General features: G+C 68.2%; 14 protein-coding genes. All 14 read right to left on the reverse strand.

Annotation, left to right across the window (positions count from 1 at the left end):
* Window positions 1–334: 334 nt before the first annotated feature.
* The 14 genes from AC3WLF_RS14165 to AC3WLF_RS14230 all read right to left on the reverse strand — a co-directional run bounded on the left by AC3WLF_RS14165 (window position 335) and on the right by AC3WLF_RS14230 (window position 13975).
* Window positions 335–1303 carry an alpha/beta fold hydrolase gene (locus tag AC3WLF_RS14165; protein WP_492319980.1) on the reverse strand — a complete coding sequence of 323 codons (969 nt, stop codon included), beginning with the start codon at window positions 1301–1303 and terminating at the stop codon, window positions 335–337.
* Between the two features lie 82 nt (window positions 1304–1385).
* Window positions 1386–1802: a gamma-glutamylcyclotransferase family protein gene (locus AC3WLF_RS14170; protein WP_492319979.1), complete on the reverse strand. Its 417-nt coding sequence runs from the start codon at window positions 1800–1802 to the stop codon at window positions 1386–1388.
* Between the two features lie 2 nt (window positions 1803–1804).
* Window positions 1805–2302, reverse strand: a complete 498-nt coding sequence (rraA, locus tag AC3WLF_RS14175; protein WP_011615564.1) for a ribonuclease E activity regulator RraA — start codon at window positions 2300–2302, stop codon at window positions 1805–1807.
* 48 nt (window positions 2303–2350) lie between these two features.
* Window positions 2351–4090 carry a thiamine pyrophosphate-binding protein gene (locus AC3WLF_RS14180; RefSeq protein WP_492352748.1) on the reverse strand — a complete coding sequence of 580 codons (1740 nt, stop codon included), beginning with the start codon at window positions 4088–4090 and terminating at the stop codon, window positions 2351–2353.
* Window positions 4091–4147: 57 nt separating this feature from the next.
* Window positions 4148–5425: an MFS transporter gene (locus AC3WLF_RS14185; protein ID WP_492319977.1), complete on the reverse strand. Its 1278-nt coding sequence runs from the start codon at window positions 5423–5425 to the stop codon at window positions 4148–4150.
* A gap of 132 nt (window positions 5426–5557) precedes the next feature.
* Window positions 5558–6382: a LytR/AlgR family response regulator transcription factor gene (locus AC3WLF_RS14190; RefSeq protein ID WP_010810508.1), complete on the reverse strand. Its 825-nt coding sequence runs from the start codon at window positions 6380–6382 to the stop codon at window positions 5558–5560.
* 102 nt (window positions 6383–6484) lie between these two features.
* Window positions 6485–7660: a sensor histidine kinase gene (locus AC3WLF_RS14195; RefSeq protein WP_492358411.1), complete on the reverse strand. Its 1176-nt coding sequence runs from the start codon at window positions 7658–7660 to the stop codon at window positions 6485–6487.
* Window positions 7661–7722: 62 nt separating this feature from the next.
* A complete protein-coding gene (locus AC3WLF_RS14200) occupies window positions 7723–8091 on the reverse strand; it encodes a DUF962 domain-containing protein (RefSeq protein ID WP_010810506.1) in 369 nt (122 codons plus the stop codon).
* Between the two features lie 267 nt (window positions 8092–8358).
* Window positions 8359–9303, reverse strand: a complete 945-nt coding sequence (locus AC3WLF_RS14205; protein ID WP_010810505.1) for a CysB family HTH-type transcriptional regulator — start codon at window positions 9301–9303, stop codon at window positions 8359–8361.
* Complete coding sequence (locus AC3WLF_RS14210; RefSeq protein WP_492353124.1) at window positions 9300–10409, reverse strand: sulfate/molybdate ABC transporter ATP-binding protein; 1110 nt, start codon at window positions 10407–10409, stop codon at window positions 9300–9302. Before AC3WLF_RS14210 ends, AC3WLF_RS14205 begins: the two co-directional genes overlap by 4 nt.
* Window positions 10406–11335 (reverse strand): sulfate ABC transporter permease subunit CysW, encoded by a 930-nt coding sequence (gene cysW / locus AC3WLF_RS14215; RefSeq protein ID WP_492319974.1) that lies wholly within the window; start codon window positions 11333–11335, stop codon window positions 10406–10408. Before cysW ends, AC3WLF_RS14210 begins: the two co-directional genes overlap by 4 nt.
* A 1-nt stretch (window position 11336) precedes the next feature.
* Window positions 11337–12296, reverse strand: a complete 960-nt coding sequence (cysT, locus tag AC3WLF_RS14220) for a sulfate ABC transporter permease subunit CysT (protein ID WP_058697938.1) — start codon at window positions 12294–12296, stop codon at window positions 11337–11339.
* Window positions 12297–12455: 159 nt separating this feature from the next.
* A complete protein-coding gene (locus AC3WLF_RS14225) occupies window positions 12456–13127 on the reverse strand; it encodes an RBBP9/YdeN family alpha/beta hydrolase (protein ID WP_492319973.1) in 672 nt (223 codons plus the stop codon).
* Complete coding sequence (locus AC3WLF_RS14230; protein ID WP_492358412.1) at window positions 13124–13975, reverse strand: EAL domain-containing protein; 852 nt, start codon at window positions 13973–13975, stop codon at window positions 13124–13126. The genes AC3WLF_RS14225 and AC3WLF_RS14230 overlap by 4 nt, the downstream gene beginning before the upstream one ends.
* Window positions 13976–14052 lie beyond the last annotated feature (77 nt).

The following is a 14052-nucleotide window of genomic DNA, read 5'->3' on the forward strand; positions in this document are numbered from 1 at the left end:
TCACTCTCCTGATGATGCGGGGATGGCTGAGAATCTGTTGATCACCTGAGCTGGGCTGCGTCGTGGGGCTGCTGCGTCCGCTGCCGTTTCTCGCGTCTCAGGTCATGAGTCTTATATAAGAGTGTAGAGAACCCTCCCGCGTTGCAACAACCTGGATCCGCAATTTCCCTTTAGTTTTTTCTTTCAATAATTCAATGACTTATCTATTTTATTTCACGATGCGGGACATAATCTTCCATCATGAGAAATGGTGTTGTGCTACGCAAACCATGTATTTTTGCGGTCCAAAACATCTTTCCACATCGTGAAAAATGCGCAGGATGCGCCGCCTCCGCTAGCGCAGGCGCGCGGCGAGCAGCGCCGGTGAGGCCGGCTCCCCTTCCATATGCTCGACAAATTCCCGCACCATGATGGCAAACCCCTGGGCGTCGGCCAGCGGCAGCCAATGGTGCGCGGGCACGGTGCGGCGCCAGAGTTGCGTGGTCCAGCGGTGCACGTCTTCAGTCAGCGCCGGCTTCACATACCGGTCATGCAACGGCACGATCACCTGCACCGGCGCATGGGCATGACAGTGGCGCGGGGCACGCAGTACGGGCAGGAAGTTGGCACGGTACAAGCGCACACCATGGCAACCGTCGGCGGTTTGTGTGAGGCTGGGCCCCGTGCGCAGGCCCTCGGTCAGGCGCAGGTAGCGCGGCCACGCACGGCCGAGCCACAGCCGCCAGGTCAGCTCAGGCAGCCACGGCAGATGGAAGGCGCCGATATACCAGGATGCCGCCAGCTGCCTCAATGTCTTGCCCAACGCAGCCAGCGACCGCTGCCCGCGCAGTTCGCGCAGGCCGATTGCCGCGTGGTCCAGGCAGGGACCGGAGCATGAGGTGAATGAGGCGATGCGACCTTGCAGCCGAGCGTCGGTCACGAACTCCCAGCTCTGGATCGAACCCCAGTCGTGGCCGACAAGGTGCACCGGGCGCTGCGGCGAGACCGCGCCGATGACTGCGATGAAATCATCGGCAAGCTTCTGCAGCCGGTAAGCGTCAGTCGCGCACGGCGCGGTTGAGCGCCCTGCCCCGCGCACGTCATAGGCCACCACATGGAAGCGCCCCGCCAACTGCGCCGCCACGCCGTGCCAGACCTCGCTGCTGTCGGGATAGCCGTGCACCAGGACGATGGTGGGCCGCCCTGGCCCGGGCTCGCCCCAACTGGTGGCGCACAGCCGCACGTCGCCGGCGTGGATAAAGAACTGCCGGGGGAAGACCTGCGGCGGCAGGGATTGCGGAGCGTTCATGGCCGTCGATTCCATTGTTCGATGTCATCGCCGGCCATGCTACGCAAAAGCAAACGGCGCCGCGAATGGGCGCCGTCTGTTTGAAACGAGCCGGGGCTCAGGCCGCGGCGGTATCGCGTGCGCGGCGATAGGCCACCCAGTCGCCGCTGTCGATGCGCGGCAGCGTGGCCACCGCGGACTCGGCCACCGGGTACAGCAGGCAGGCGACAGGCTGGCCGTTGTGCAACACGGGCCGTTCCTCGCGCACGAACAGCGTGGCCTGGCCGGGATAAACCTCTTCAATCTCGTCGAGCACCGGCAACAGCGCCTCGGCAATCTCATAGAGATCGCCCACGACCGGCCCGCCACTGGCGTCCAGCACCAGGCCGGGATAGGTGCCGAAGTCAAAGAGCCTGCCCGCGATCGTCCCCGTGCCCAGCAACGTGGGCGCGGCAATGCCGTGGCGCTGCGCGGCGGCGTTCAGGTCGTTGACCTCGCCGGCGCGCAGCGTGCCGTAGACAAAGACGCGCGGCATGCTCAGTTCCCCAGCCTTTCGTCCGAGACCAGCACGCCGTCGGCATCGACGTAGATCCAGTTGCCCGGGCGCACCACCGCGCCGGGCATCTGCACCGCGACGTCGCTTTCGCCGACGTTGCGCTTCTGGCTTTTCTGCGGATGCACGGCGAGCGCGCGGATGCCGATGTCGCACACGTCCAGCTCGGCGGTATCGCGGATGCAGCCGTTGACGACGATGCCGACCCAGCCGTTCTTCTCGGCCAGCAGGCCAAGGTTGCCGCCCACCAGCGCGCAGCGCAGCGAGCCGCCGCCGTCGATCACCAGCACGCGGCCCTGCCCCGGCGCTTCCAGCGCGGTGCGCACCAGCGAGTTGTCTTCGAACACCTTGAGCGTAGCCGCGGGGCCGGCAAAGGCGCCCTGCTTGCCGAAGGCGCGAAACACCGGCGCCATCACGCGCAAGGTGCCGTCGGCAAGGCGGTCTTCATGCGCGTCGCACAGGTCGGTGGTGACAGGCTTCATCGATGGTCTCCTGATAGGTAAGAAAGTATCCGGTCGGGCAGCTCGGCCTCACTGTTGCTGGCTGGCCAGCGCCTGCGCGCGGATGGCGCTCAGCGTGGTGCGCGGCGTGATCACGTCCGGGTCCACCTGGATCTCGATCAGCGTGGAGACCGGCGCGGCCAATGCCTCGCGCAATGCCGGGGCAAAGGCTTCGGTCGTGGTCACGGTGGCGCCGCGCGCGCCATAGGCGCGCGCCAGCGCGGCAAAGTCGGGGTTGTGCAGCTCGGTGCCCGAGACATGGGTCGGGTATTCGCGCTCCTGATGCATCCGGATGGTGCCGTACATGCCGTTGTTGACGACGATGAAGATCACCGGCGCCTGGTACTGCATCGACGTAGCCAGTTCCTGGCCATTCATCAGGAAGCAGCCATCGCCGGCCAGCGCCACCACGGTGCGTTGCGGGAACGCGATCTTGGCGCCGACCGCCGCCGGCACGCCATAACCCATCGCGCCGCTGGTCGGGGCCAGCTGGCCGCGGCCGCCGCTGGTGAACGGGCGGTAGTGGAAATACCGGTGCAGCCAGCCGGCGTAGTTGCCGGCGCCATTGGTCACGACCGCGTCGGCCGGCAGCAGCTGGTCCAGCGTGCGGATGACTTCGGCCATGTCGACGCCCTGTCCAGTAAATGGGGGCGGCTGCAGGTAGCGTTCGTAGTCGGCGTGCGTGGCTTCTGTCCACGCCTGCCAGCGCGGCTCGGCGGGAGGCTGCAGGCCGGCCAGGCGCGCGGCGATGGCCGGCATCGAGGCCTGGATCATCAGGTCGGCCTGGTAGACGCTGCCCAGTTCCTCGGCGCCGGCGTGCACGTGGATCAGCTTTTGCGCGGGACGCGGCGCGGCGATCAGCGCGTAGCCGCCGGTGGTCATCTCACCCAGGCGCGGGCCGACGGCCAGCACCAGGTCGGCGTTGCGGACGCGCTCGGCCAGCGCCGGGTTGATGCCGATGCCGACATCGCCGGCGTAGTTGGGATGGCGGTTGTCGAACAGGTCCTGGCCGCGGAAGGCGCAGCCCACCGGCAGCGCGAAGCGCTCGGCAAAGGCCTGCAGGTCGGCGCAGGCCTGCGGCGTCCAGCCGCTGCCGCCGGCCAGCACGAAGGGACGCTCGGCGGCGTCGAGCATCTCGGCCAGCCGCGCCAGGTCGGCCTCGCCGGGCCAGCTCATGACGCGCTGGTAGGCCTGCAACTGCGGCACGGCGGCAGTCTGCGCCAGCATGTCTTCGGGCAGCGCCAGCACCACCGGGCCCGGACGGCCCGAGGTGGCGGTCTGGTAGGCGCGCGCAATGTATTCGGGGATGCGTTCGACCCGGTCGATCTGCGCCACCCACTTGGCCATCTGGCCGAACATGCGGCGGTAGTCGATTTCCTGGAAGGCCTCCCGGTCCATGAAGTCGGTGCCGACCTGGCCGATGAACAGAATCATCGGCGTCGAGTCCTGGAAGGCGGTGTGCACGCCGATACTGGCATTGGTGGCGCCCGGCCCGCGCGTGCAGAAGGCCAGCCCGGGGCGGCCGGTCAGCTTGCCGTAGGCCTCGGCCATCACCGCGGCCCCGCCCTCCTGGCGGCAGATGATGAAGCGCAACTGGTCGCGGCGGCGGTGGAAGCCGTCGAGCACGGCCAGGTAGCTTTCGCCCGGCACGCCGAAGGCCAGCTCGGCGCCGTGCGCCAGCAGCGCATCGACCAGGATATGGCCGCCCGGCAGCGGCGTGCCGTGTTCGGAATCGTCAGGCTGGGTGGTATTGGCCGGCGTCATTGACATGAAAGCATCCTCAGGCGATCGAATTCGGAAGGCGGTGCTTGGGTGGCCCGGCCCGGGCTAGGCGGCCTCCGCCTGGCCCGCCGCCGCGCCGCGGCGCGAGCGGTTGCCGTTGCCCACTGTCACCGCGGTGAAGATCGACAGCAGCTGGAAACCGCCGATCATGAAGAACACCCAGGCCGGCAGCTTTGCATCCATCAGCGCACCGAAGAACAGCGGGCCGCACGCCAGGCCGATATCCAGGCCCGAGTAGACCACGCCATAGACGCGCCCGGTGGCACCGGCGGGGGCGGCGGCGCGCACCAGCAGGTCACGCGACGGCCCGGCGGTACCGGCGCCAAAGCCGATCACGCCCATCAGCACCGGCACCAGCAGCGCCGGCACCAGGTTCAGCCCGACCAGCACCGCCATCAGCCCCGACACCGTGAAGCTCACCGCGATCAGCCGGTCATGGTTGCTGGTGCGGCCGGCGGCAAAGCCGCCGACGATCATGCCGCCGGCGCTGCACAGCATGTAGATGGTGTAGGACGCGGTCGCCAGCGTGAAGGGCATGCCGTACAGGTAGGTCAGCGCGGTCGGGGCAAAGCTCTGGATGCCGGCTGCGGAGAACGTGGTCAGCAGGAAGAAAGCCCAGCACACCCATACCTGCGGCAGCCGCAGGAAGCCCAGCACGCTGCCGCCGGCTGTGGCCACCCCTGCCGCAGCCTTGGCCGCGGGCCGGCCCACGGCGCCCTGCACTTCGCGCGGGTCCAGCACATGGCGCAGCACTACCAGCACGGCCAGCACGATAAAGGCCACCGCCGAGGCCGCCGCCAGCGCCACGCGCCAGCTGGCCAGGTTGGCGACCGCCACCAGGAACAGCGGCGCCGCGGCCCAGCCCAGGTTGCCGGAAATGCCGTGCACCGAGAACGCATGGCCCAGCCGGGGCTGCGACACATGCTTGTTCAGCAGCGTGAAGTCGGCCGGGTGGAATACACCGTTGCCCAACCCCGCCACGGCCGCGCCGAACAACAGTGCGGCGTAGCCTGAACTGGTCGACAGCAGCAAGGCCGCGGCGCCCAGGAAGGCCAGCCCGGCGAACAGCACCGGCCGCGCGCCGAAGCGGTCGACCACAAAGCCGGACGCGGTCTGCACCACCGCCGAGACCGCGAAGAACACCGTCATCAGCAGGCCCAGCTCGGCATAGCTCAGGCCGAATTCCGCCTTGATCCACGGGAACAGCGGAGCCAGCAGCAGGTGGTAGAAGTGGGAGACCCCGTGGGCCAGGCCAACCAGCCCGATCACCTGGGCGTCATGACGAAGGGGATTGCGCGTGGGATCGAGTGCGGCGGTGGACATGGCGCTGGTGGCAGGGGCTATGCGGCAGGACAGGAGGCGGCAGCCCAAAAAATACGGGCCGAAGCCCGCATCATAGAGGAAAAGCCCTGCCCTCTGCAGCCAGGTGGCGGCCACGCCGCCCGCGGGCATGCCTCACATCTGCTTGAACAGGTGCGCGTACTGTCGCGCCACCGGCAGCAGTTCAGGACGGTCGCGCAGCCGCAGCGACAGCCGTCCCAGCGACTGATTGACCGCGCTGGCCACGCAGGTGATATTGACCACGGTGCCGCGGTGCACCTGCCAGAAGCGCTCCGGGTCCAGCTGCTGCGTCAGCTCGCGCAGGCTGGTGCGGATCAGCGCTTCGCCGGCGCCGGAGACCACGTTGACGTACTTGTCGGTGGCCTCCAGGTAGATGACTTCGTCCACGGGGATGATGCGCACCTCCTGCCCCACCAGTGCCTTGATAAAGCGCAGGTACTGCCGCTGCGGCGCGCCGCCCGGGCCTGGCGTGGCATGCTCCAGCGATTCCAGCCGCGCCAGCAGCTGGCCAAGCCGGTCCGTCTCCGCGATCGAGGCTTCGGCCTCGGTGTCTTCATCGTCGGCGGGGCCGGCCAGGCGGTCCTTCAGGCGCTGCACCGTGGCCTCAAGCCGTTCGCGCTGGACCGGCTTGAGCACATAGTCCACCGCGGCGCGCTCGAACGCCTCCAGCGCGAACTGGTCGTATGCGGTCACGAAGACCACCAGCGGCGGGGTGTCGAATTCGATCAGTTCGCGCGCCACGTCCATGCCGCTCATTCCCGGCATGCGGATATCCAGGAAGGCCACCCGCGGCTGGTGCTCGCGTGCCGCCGCCAGCGCGGCCACGCCGTCGTGGACCACGGAAACGATACGGGCCTCGGGCCACAGCGACATCAGTTCGGATTCCAGCACGCGCGCCAGCAGCGCTTCGTCGTCGGCGATCAGAAGGGTCGGGGTCATGGGGGCGTTGGGGTGGTGGATGGGTCCTGACGTTGTCAGCGGCACCGCCCACGGGCGGTGCCAGCCGTTCGTCTTGTCAGGCGTGCTGGCAGGCGGTGCGCCTCAGAGCCGTTGCATGGCCGGCGTCGATACTGGCATGCCCTCCGGCACGCTGGTGACTGTCTGGGTCAGGGTGGGCGCTTCGGCCGGGCGCTCCAGCGGCAGCGTCAGCCGCACCACCACGCCTCTCGGGGTGTTCTCTTCCATCTGCATGGAGGCCGCCGCGCCAAAGATACGCGCCAGCCGCTCGCGCACGTGCGTAATGCCCAGGCCCGAGCCCTTGCCCGAGGCATGGCCGAAGCCCACGCCGGTATCGGCGATGATGACCTGCACCGCATTGTCGCCGGCCGCGCGCGCCGACAGCCGGATATGGCCGCCGATCATGCAGGGCTCGATGCCGTGCGTGACCGCGTTTTCCACCAGCGGCTGGATCAGCATGGGCGGGATCTCCACCTTCGCCAGTTCGCGCGGCAGGTCGATGTCGAACGAGAGCCGCTGGCCGAAGCGCATGCCCTGGATGTCCAGGTAGCTGCTCAGCAGCTCGAACTCCTGCCGCAGCGTGCATTGCTCGGCGCGGGTATGCGCCAGCGACATGCGCAGGAAACCGATCAGGCGCTGCAGCAGCTGGCGCGCGGCGGGCGGGTCGGTGGCGATCAGCCCGTCGAGGTTGGCCAGCGAGTTGAACAGGAAATGCGGCTCGATCTGCGCCTGGAGCGCCATCAGCTGCGCGCGCACCAGCTGCTTTTCGGCTTCCTCGCGCTGCAGGGCGTCCAGCGCGGCCTGGCGCTCGAGCGACGCGAGCTTCTCGCGCGACCAGTAGAAATAGATCATCGAGGCCGCGGCCAGCATGCCCACCACCAGGCACATGCGCAGCATGCCGCCGGCTTCGTCCGCGGATTTGGGCGGCAGGTCCAGTGCCACGCGCGTGGCCCAGCTGCCGAACACCACGCCCGCGGGCACCGCGGCGGCGGCCAGCAGCAGGAACGGCCAGCGGCGCGGCCGGTCGTTCCACCAGATCACCACGCGCGGAATGTCGATCAGCACCCAGATCGACAGGCCGATCAGCTGGCTGTAGACAAAGTTGTGCCACAGGCTGCCGCCGGTCTGGAAGCCGTAGTTCAGGCTGATGGCGATCACCGAGTTCATGCACAGCACGAACAGAAGGTCGCGGCCGAGGATATTGAGCCGGGAGGGGATGGCGGTGGCGACGTTGGAGAAGCAGCGGTCCATGGCGTTCATGTTAGCGCGGACTGAGCCTGGCGCAATGCGGGAATGTGATGAGGCGGGCAGCGCTGGCCACCTCAGCCGCCCTGCCCGGCACGCCGGCCGGCCAGCGCGCGCCACCATTGGCCGGACAGCACATAGCGCGGGAAGGTGATCCACTGCTCGGCCAGGATGCGGCCGGCGATGTCCGCCGGCCCGGCAAACGGTTCCGGCGCGTGGGCTTCCAGCCGGTGCCCCCGGCCCTGCAGGGCCATCGACATGCCCATGCACACCAGCCCCAGCGCCACCGCCGGCAGGCTCAGGCGCAACAGGCCGTAGAGGCCCAGCACGGTGCCAGCCATGAACATCGGCACGGCCACGATATGCAGCAGCAGGTTGCGGGGATGCTGGTGGTTGCGGGCATAGCCGCGCCACTGCCAGCGCAGCAGCGGTTCGTCGTCGCGCATGATCGTCTCTCTCTCCCTTGTCCGGCCCTTGCAGACCGGCGGCCGCGCGCAAGCTTTGTTGCACTGCGGTGCACGTGCGGCGCTCGCCGGACGGCAAGCCGCGGGCACGTGCAAGCAATGTACCCCTCACCCGGGCACGAAGAAAGTCTCTTGCGACGAACGGCGGGCACGGGGCGCGAACGGCACCGTGCCGGGGCGGACGGCGCAGGCCGGCGGCGCTCGGGTGGCCCCTGCGCCGCCTGACGGCCGTCCGCAACCAGGCCGGAATCAGGCCGCCAGGGCCTGGCGCTCCTGCTCGGACAGCGCGCTGCTGACGGTGTCGGGCGACAGGTGCGGCGCAAACATGTTGATAAAGGCGTGCGCATAGCCGCGCAGGTAGGCACCCCGCCGCACCGCCACGCTGGTGGTGTTGGGCGCGAACAGGTGGTCGGCCGAGATCCGCACCAGGCCGGAATCCTTGCGCTCGTCATAGGCCATCGAGGCAATGATGCCCACGCCCAGGTCCAGTTCGGCGTAGGTCTTGATCACGTCGGCGTCCAGCGCGGTCAGCACGATCTCCGGCTGCAGGCCGGCCTCGGCAAAGGCGCTGTCGATCTTGCGGCGGCCGGTGAAGCCGGCGTCGTAGGTGATGAGCTGGAAGCCGGCCACGTCTTCGAGCGTGGGCTCGGGCAAGCGCGTGAGCGGATGGCCGGGCGAGACCACCAGCACGTGCTGCCAGCTGTAGGCCTCGAACGAGGTCAGCCCGGCCTCGGTGGCCAGGGCCTCGGTGGCGATGCCGATATCGGCCTGCCCCGTCAGCAGCAGCTCAACGATATGCGTGGGCGACGCCTCCTGCAGTGCCAGCGTCACATGCGGGTATTCGCGGCGGAAGGCCTGCACCACGCGCGGCAGTGCATAGCGTGCCTGGGTGTGGGTGGTGGCAACGGTCAGGCGGCCGGTATGGCGGCCGGCGTATTCGTCGCCGGCCTGGCGCAGGTTCTCGGCCTCCAGCAGCAGGCGTTCGACGATGCGCACGATCTCGCGCCCGGGCTCGGTCAGGCCGGTCAGGCGCTTGCCGTAGCGCTCGAAGATCTCCACCCCCAGTTCTTCTTCCAGCTCGCGGATCTGGCGCGACACGCCGGGCTGCGAGGTGTAGAGCGCGTTGGCGACTTCGGTCAGGTTGAACTGGCGGCGCACCGCCTCGCGGATCGATCGGAGTTGCTGGAAGTTCATGACGTCGCCTTTTCTTGTTGGGTGGACGTGGTACGCGGTTGCGTGAACACACGCAGCTGGCGCGGGCGCACCGCGAGCAGTTCGCCTTCGCGGAAGCCCGCATGGCGGAAGCGCTCCAGCGGCAGCGCGACTTCGATCACGTCCTGGTTGTCTTCACGTTCGAGTTCAAGCTGCGCCACCGGGCCCAGCGTCAGCGCGCGGCGCAGCGTCACGGCGATGCCGTCGGCGCCGGGCGAATAGCGTTCCAGGTCGAGGTCATGGGGGCGCACATAGGCCACCGCGTCGCCGGCGGCTTCATGGCCGCTGCCGACCACCGGCAGCACCGCCTCGCCGGTATGCAGCAGGCCGCCGCTCTCGCCCACTTCCAGGCGGCCATGGAACAGGTTCACGTTGCCGAGGAAGCCGAACACGAAGGGCGTGGCCGGATGGTTGTAGACCGCCTCGGGCGAGCCGTACTGCTCCACATGGCCGCGGTTCATCAGCACCACCTGGTCGGCCACTTCCAGCGCTTCTTCCTGGTCATGGGTGACGAACACGCTGGTCACGTGCAGTTCATCGTGCAGGCGGCGCAGCCAGCGGCGCAGCTCCTTGCGCACCTTGGCATCGAGCGCGCCGAACGGTTCGTCCAGCAGCAGCACGCGCGGCTCCACCGCCAGCGCGCGCGCCAGCGCGATACGCTGGCGCTGGCCGCCGGAGAGCTGCGACGGGTAGCGGTCGGCGAGCCAGTCGAGCTGCACCAGCTCCAGCAGCGAACGCACCTTGTCGCGGATCTGCGCTTCGCCCGGGCGCTCGGCGCGCGGCTTGACGCGCAGGCCGAAGGCCACGTTCTCGAACACGCTCATATGCTTGAACAGCGCATAGTGCTGGAACACGAAACCCACCTGGCGCTGGCGCACATGCTGGTCCGAGGCATCGCGCCCGGCCAGCACGATCTGGCCCGCATCGGCGCGCTCCAGGCCGGCGATGATGCGCAGCAGCGTGGTCTTGCCGCAGCCGGACGGCCCCAGCAGCGCGGTCAGCTCGCCTTCGTCGAAATCGAGCGAGACGTTGTCCAGCGCGACAAAGTCGCCAAAGCGCTTCTCTACGTTCTTGACCTGGATGCTCATGATGCTTGTCCTTGCAAACTTGCCAGCGGCCGCTCTGGTGCAGCCTCTTCGATTTCCTTGCGGGCGCGCAATTCCACCAGCGTCTTGATGCCGAGCGTGACCAGCGCCAGCAGCGTCAGCAGCGAAGCCACCGCAAAGGCCGCCGCGAAGTTGTACTCGTTGTAGAGGATCTCAACATGCAGCGGCATGGTGTTGGTCAGTCCGCGGATATGGCCCGATACCACCGAGACCGCGCCGAACTCGCCCATCGCCCGCGCATTGCACAGGATCACGCCATACAGCAGGCCCCAGCGGATATTGGGCAGCGTGATATGGCGGAAGGTCTGCCAGCCCGAGGCGCCCAGCACGATCGCGGCCTCTTCCTCTTCACTGCCCTGCGCCTGCATCAGCGGGATCAGCTCGCGCGCAACAAAGGGGAAGGTCACGAAGATGGTGGCCAGCACGATGCCCGGCACCGCGAACATGATCTTGATGTCGTGCGCTTCCAGCCACGGCCCCAGCCAGCCCTGCGCACCGAACAGCAGCACGTAGACCAGGCCGGAGATCACCGGCGACACCGAGAACGGCAGGTCGATCAGCGTGATCAGCAGGTTCTTGCCGCGGAAGTCGAACTTGGCGATGGCCCAGGCCGCCGCCACGCCGAACACCACGTTCAGCGGCACCGCGATCGCCGCCACTGTCAGCGTGAGCTGGATCGCGGCGAGTGCGTCGGGCTCGATCAACGCTTCCCAGTAGGTCTGCACGCCCTTGCGCAAGGCTTCATAGAACACCGAAGCCAGCGGCACGAACAGGAACAGCGTGAGGAACAGCACCGCCACCGTGATCAGCGTGTAGCGCACCCACGGCGCTTCGCCGGTGGCGTCAAACCTGTGATGGGCCGGGGCGTTGCCTTGCCCGCCCAGGCGTCCCGCAACTGCGCCGGCCATGTCAGAACTCCTTGCCCGTGGCGGGCGCTTCAGGTGCCAGCGCGGCGCGCACACCGGATTGATGGCGGCGCGTCCAGGCCTGCAGCAGGTTGATCAGCAACAGCAGCCCGAAGGAAATCACCAGCATCACCACCGCCACCGCGGTGGCGCCGGCGTAGTCGTATTGCTCCAGCTTGGAATAGATCATCAGCGGTGCGATCTCCGACACCATCGGCATGTTGCCGGAGATAAAGACCACCGAGCCGTACTCGCCGGTGGCGCGCGCGAACGATAGCGCAAACCCCGTCAGCAGCGCCGGCAGGATGGCGGGCAGGATCACGCGCTGGAAAGTCTGCAGGCGGTTGGCGCCGAGGCTGGCAGCGGCCTCCTCCAGCTCCTGCTCAACATCCTCCAGCACCGGCTGCACCGTGCGCACCACGAACGGCAGGCCGATAAAGGTCAGCGCCACCACCACCCCCAGCGGCGTGAACGCGACCTTGATGCCAAGCGGCTCGAGATAGCGGCCGATCCAGCCATTGCCGGCAAACAGCGCCGTCAGCGCGATACCGGCCACCGCCGTGGGCAGCGCGAACGGCAGGTCCACCAGCGCGTCGATCAGGCGCTTGCCCGGGAAGCGGTAGCGCACCAGCACCCAGGCCACCACCAGCCCGAACACCGTATTGACGATGGCCGCCACCAGCGACGCGCCAAAGCTCAGCTGCAGCGACGCCACCACGCGCGGCGCCGTGACCGAAGTCCAGAACGCGTCCCACGTCATCGTGAAGGTCTTCAGGAACGTGGCCGACAGCGGGATCAGGACGATCAGCGTCAGGTAGAACAGCGTGAAGCCCAGCGACAGGCCGAAGCCGGGGAGCACCGTAAAGCGCTGCCTGGACGGGCTGCGCGGCGCGCGCGCGGCGCCGGAATCAGGGGCGCGAGGGGCGGCTGGCGGCGTGTCCGCCAGGGAAATGGATGGAGGCATGTCGTCTCGTCTGTGAGCGGTGCGCCGCCGGACCCTGATGGCTGGCACCCGGCGGGCCGTTCTTTATGACGCCAGCGCATATTGCGCCGGCTTACGAGACAGATTCTGCAGAGTCGTCCTTATAAACAGAACGAATCTTTATGAATTTTCTTAGACGGTTTAGATATAAGGGACGGTAGACACCACCTCGATGCCCGTCTCCCAGGCGCCGGATGACTCACTTACGGAGCCGGCATCGCCTGCCTGCGCGATGCGCTGGACCAGGGTATCGAGCAGCGCGAGGCCTTCAGGCCACTCGCCCAGTGCGGAATCGGCATTGATGTGGCCCAGGCTGCCCGCATCGACCAGTTCGCTGCCCCACAGCGTGCCCCAGCTGAAAGCGGTGCGCTGCGGCATCCAGGGGTCGTTGCGGCTGGCGACCAGGATGGTCGGGAACGGCAGCCGGTAGGTCGGCAGCAGCGCCGCCACGCCAAATTTGTCCGGATCGGCCGGCGCCACCAGCAATGCGCCGGCAATGCCGACCGGATCCAGCGCCGCCTGGCGCAACGACGCCAGGCAGCCGAAGCTGTGCGCCACCAGCACCGCGCCGCGCGCGGCCACGCGCTGGGCGCGCATCACGCCTTCGGAGACGCGCTCGGCCCACAGCGGCAGGCTGGGGCGCGACCAGTCGTGCTGCTCCACCCGCTGCCAGTCGGGGAAGCGCTGCTCCCAGCGGCTCTGCCAGTGTCCCGGGCCGCTGCCGTGCAGCCCCGGCACGGTCAGCACCTGCAGGTGCCGCGGAATGTCCAGGCGCGTGCCATGGCCGCCGGATAGCCGGTTCGCTTGGGTCATACCACCTCCTTGTCCAATGCATGCGCGGCGCTCGCCAGGCCTGTGCGCAGCCCTGCCGCACTGACCGGCGCGCCGGCGAAGGCGCCCTGCCCCAGGCCGATGCCCGCGGCCTGCAGGCGCTCGATGCTTTCGGCGCTCTGCAGGCGCCGCCCGATCAGCGTTACGCCAGCGTTGGCCGCGCTGGCACGCAGGCCCGACAGCTGACGGTCGGTCCAGGTGCGGCGCATGTCCAGCTTGAGCCAGTCCGGCAACGCGTGCGCCATCAGCGCACCGGCTTCCGCCGGATCCGACGCCTGCAGGCTTACCGCGAAACCGTTGCGCCGATAGTTGCCAACGACATGCAACAGCAATGCCAGGTCGTCATTGGCGCTGGCCGGCACCTGGATCACAAAGCGCTCCAGCGGCAGGCCCAGCGACTGCAATGCGCGCCGGAAGACAGCGCCGTGGTCGTCGGTGACCGCGGCCAGCAGCCGGTTATGCACGTTCAGCACCAGCTTGTGCTCGCCTTCGGCGGCAAAGTAGTTGATGGCATGCAGCAGGCGCGAAAGCCGGTCCAGCGACACCAGGGTGTTGTCGTCGGCCGCCATCGCAAACAGCTTCCATGCCGCCAGGCCCACGCCGTCCTCTGCGTAGGTGTGGATCGAACCTTCATGCGCCACCAGCTGCCGGTCTGCCAGCGTCACCAGCGGCTCGAACGCGCTGGTCAGCGAGCAGTTGAAGAACTGGCCCTGCACCTGCCCGCGCGCGTCGCGCCACAATTGCCGGTCAGCCAGCGGCTGGCGCGGCAGCGATTCCAGATAACGTTGGAGCGCAGGCACTGCGCCCGCGGGTTCATGCACGCCTGGCATGGCATTCCTTGGGTTGACCGGGCCCCTCGGCCCCTTGGTCGGATTAGTGATGACGGGCGCTTCATGCGCCCTCTGTG

The organism is Cupriavidus sp. FW306-01-F10A (genome assembly GCF_058782785.1).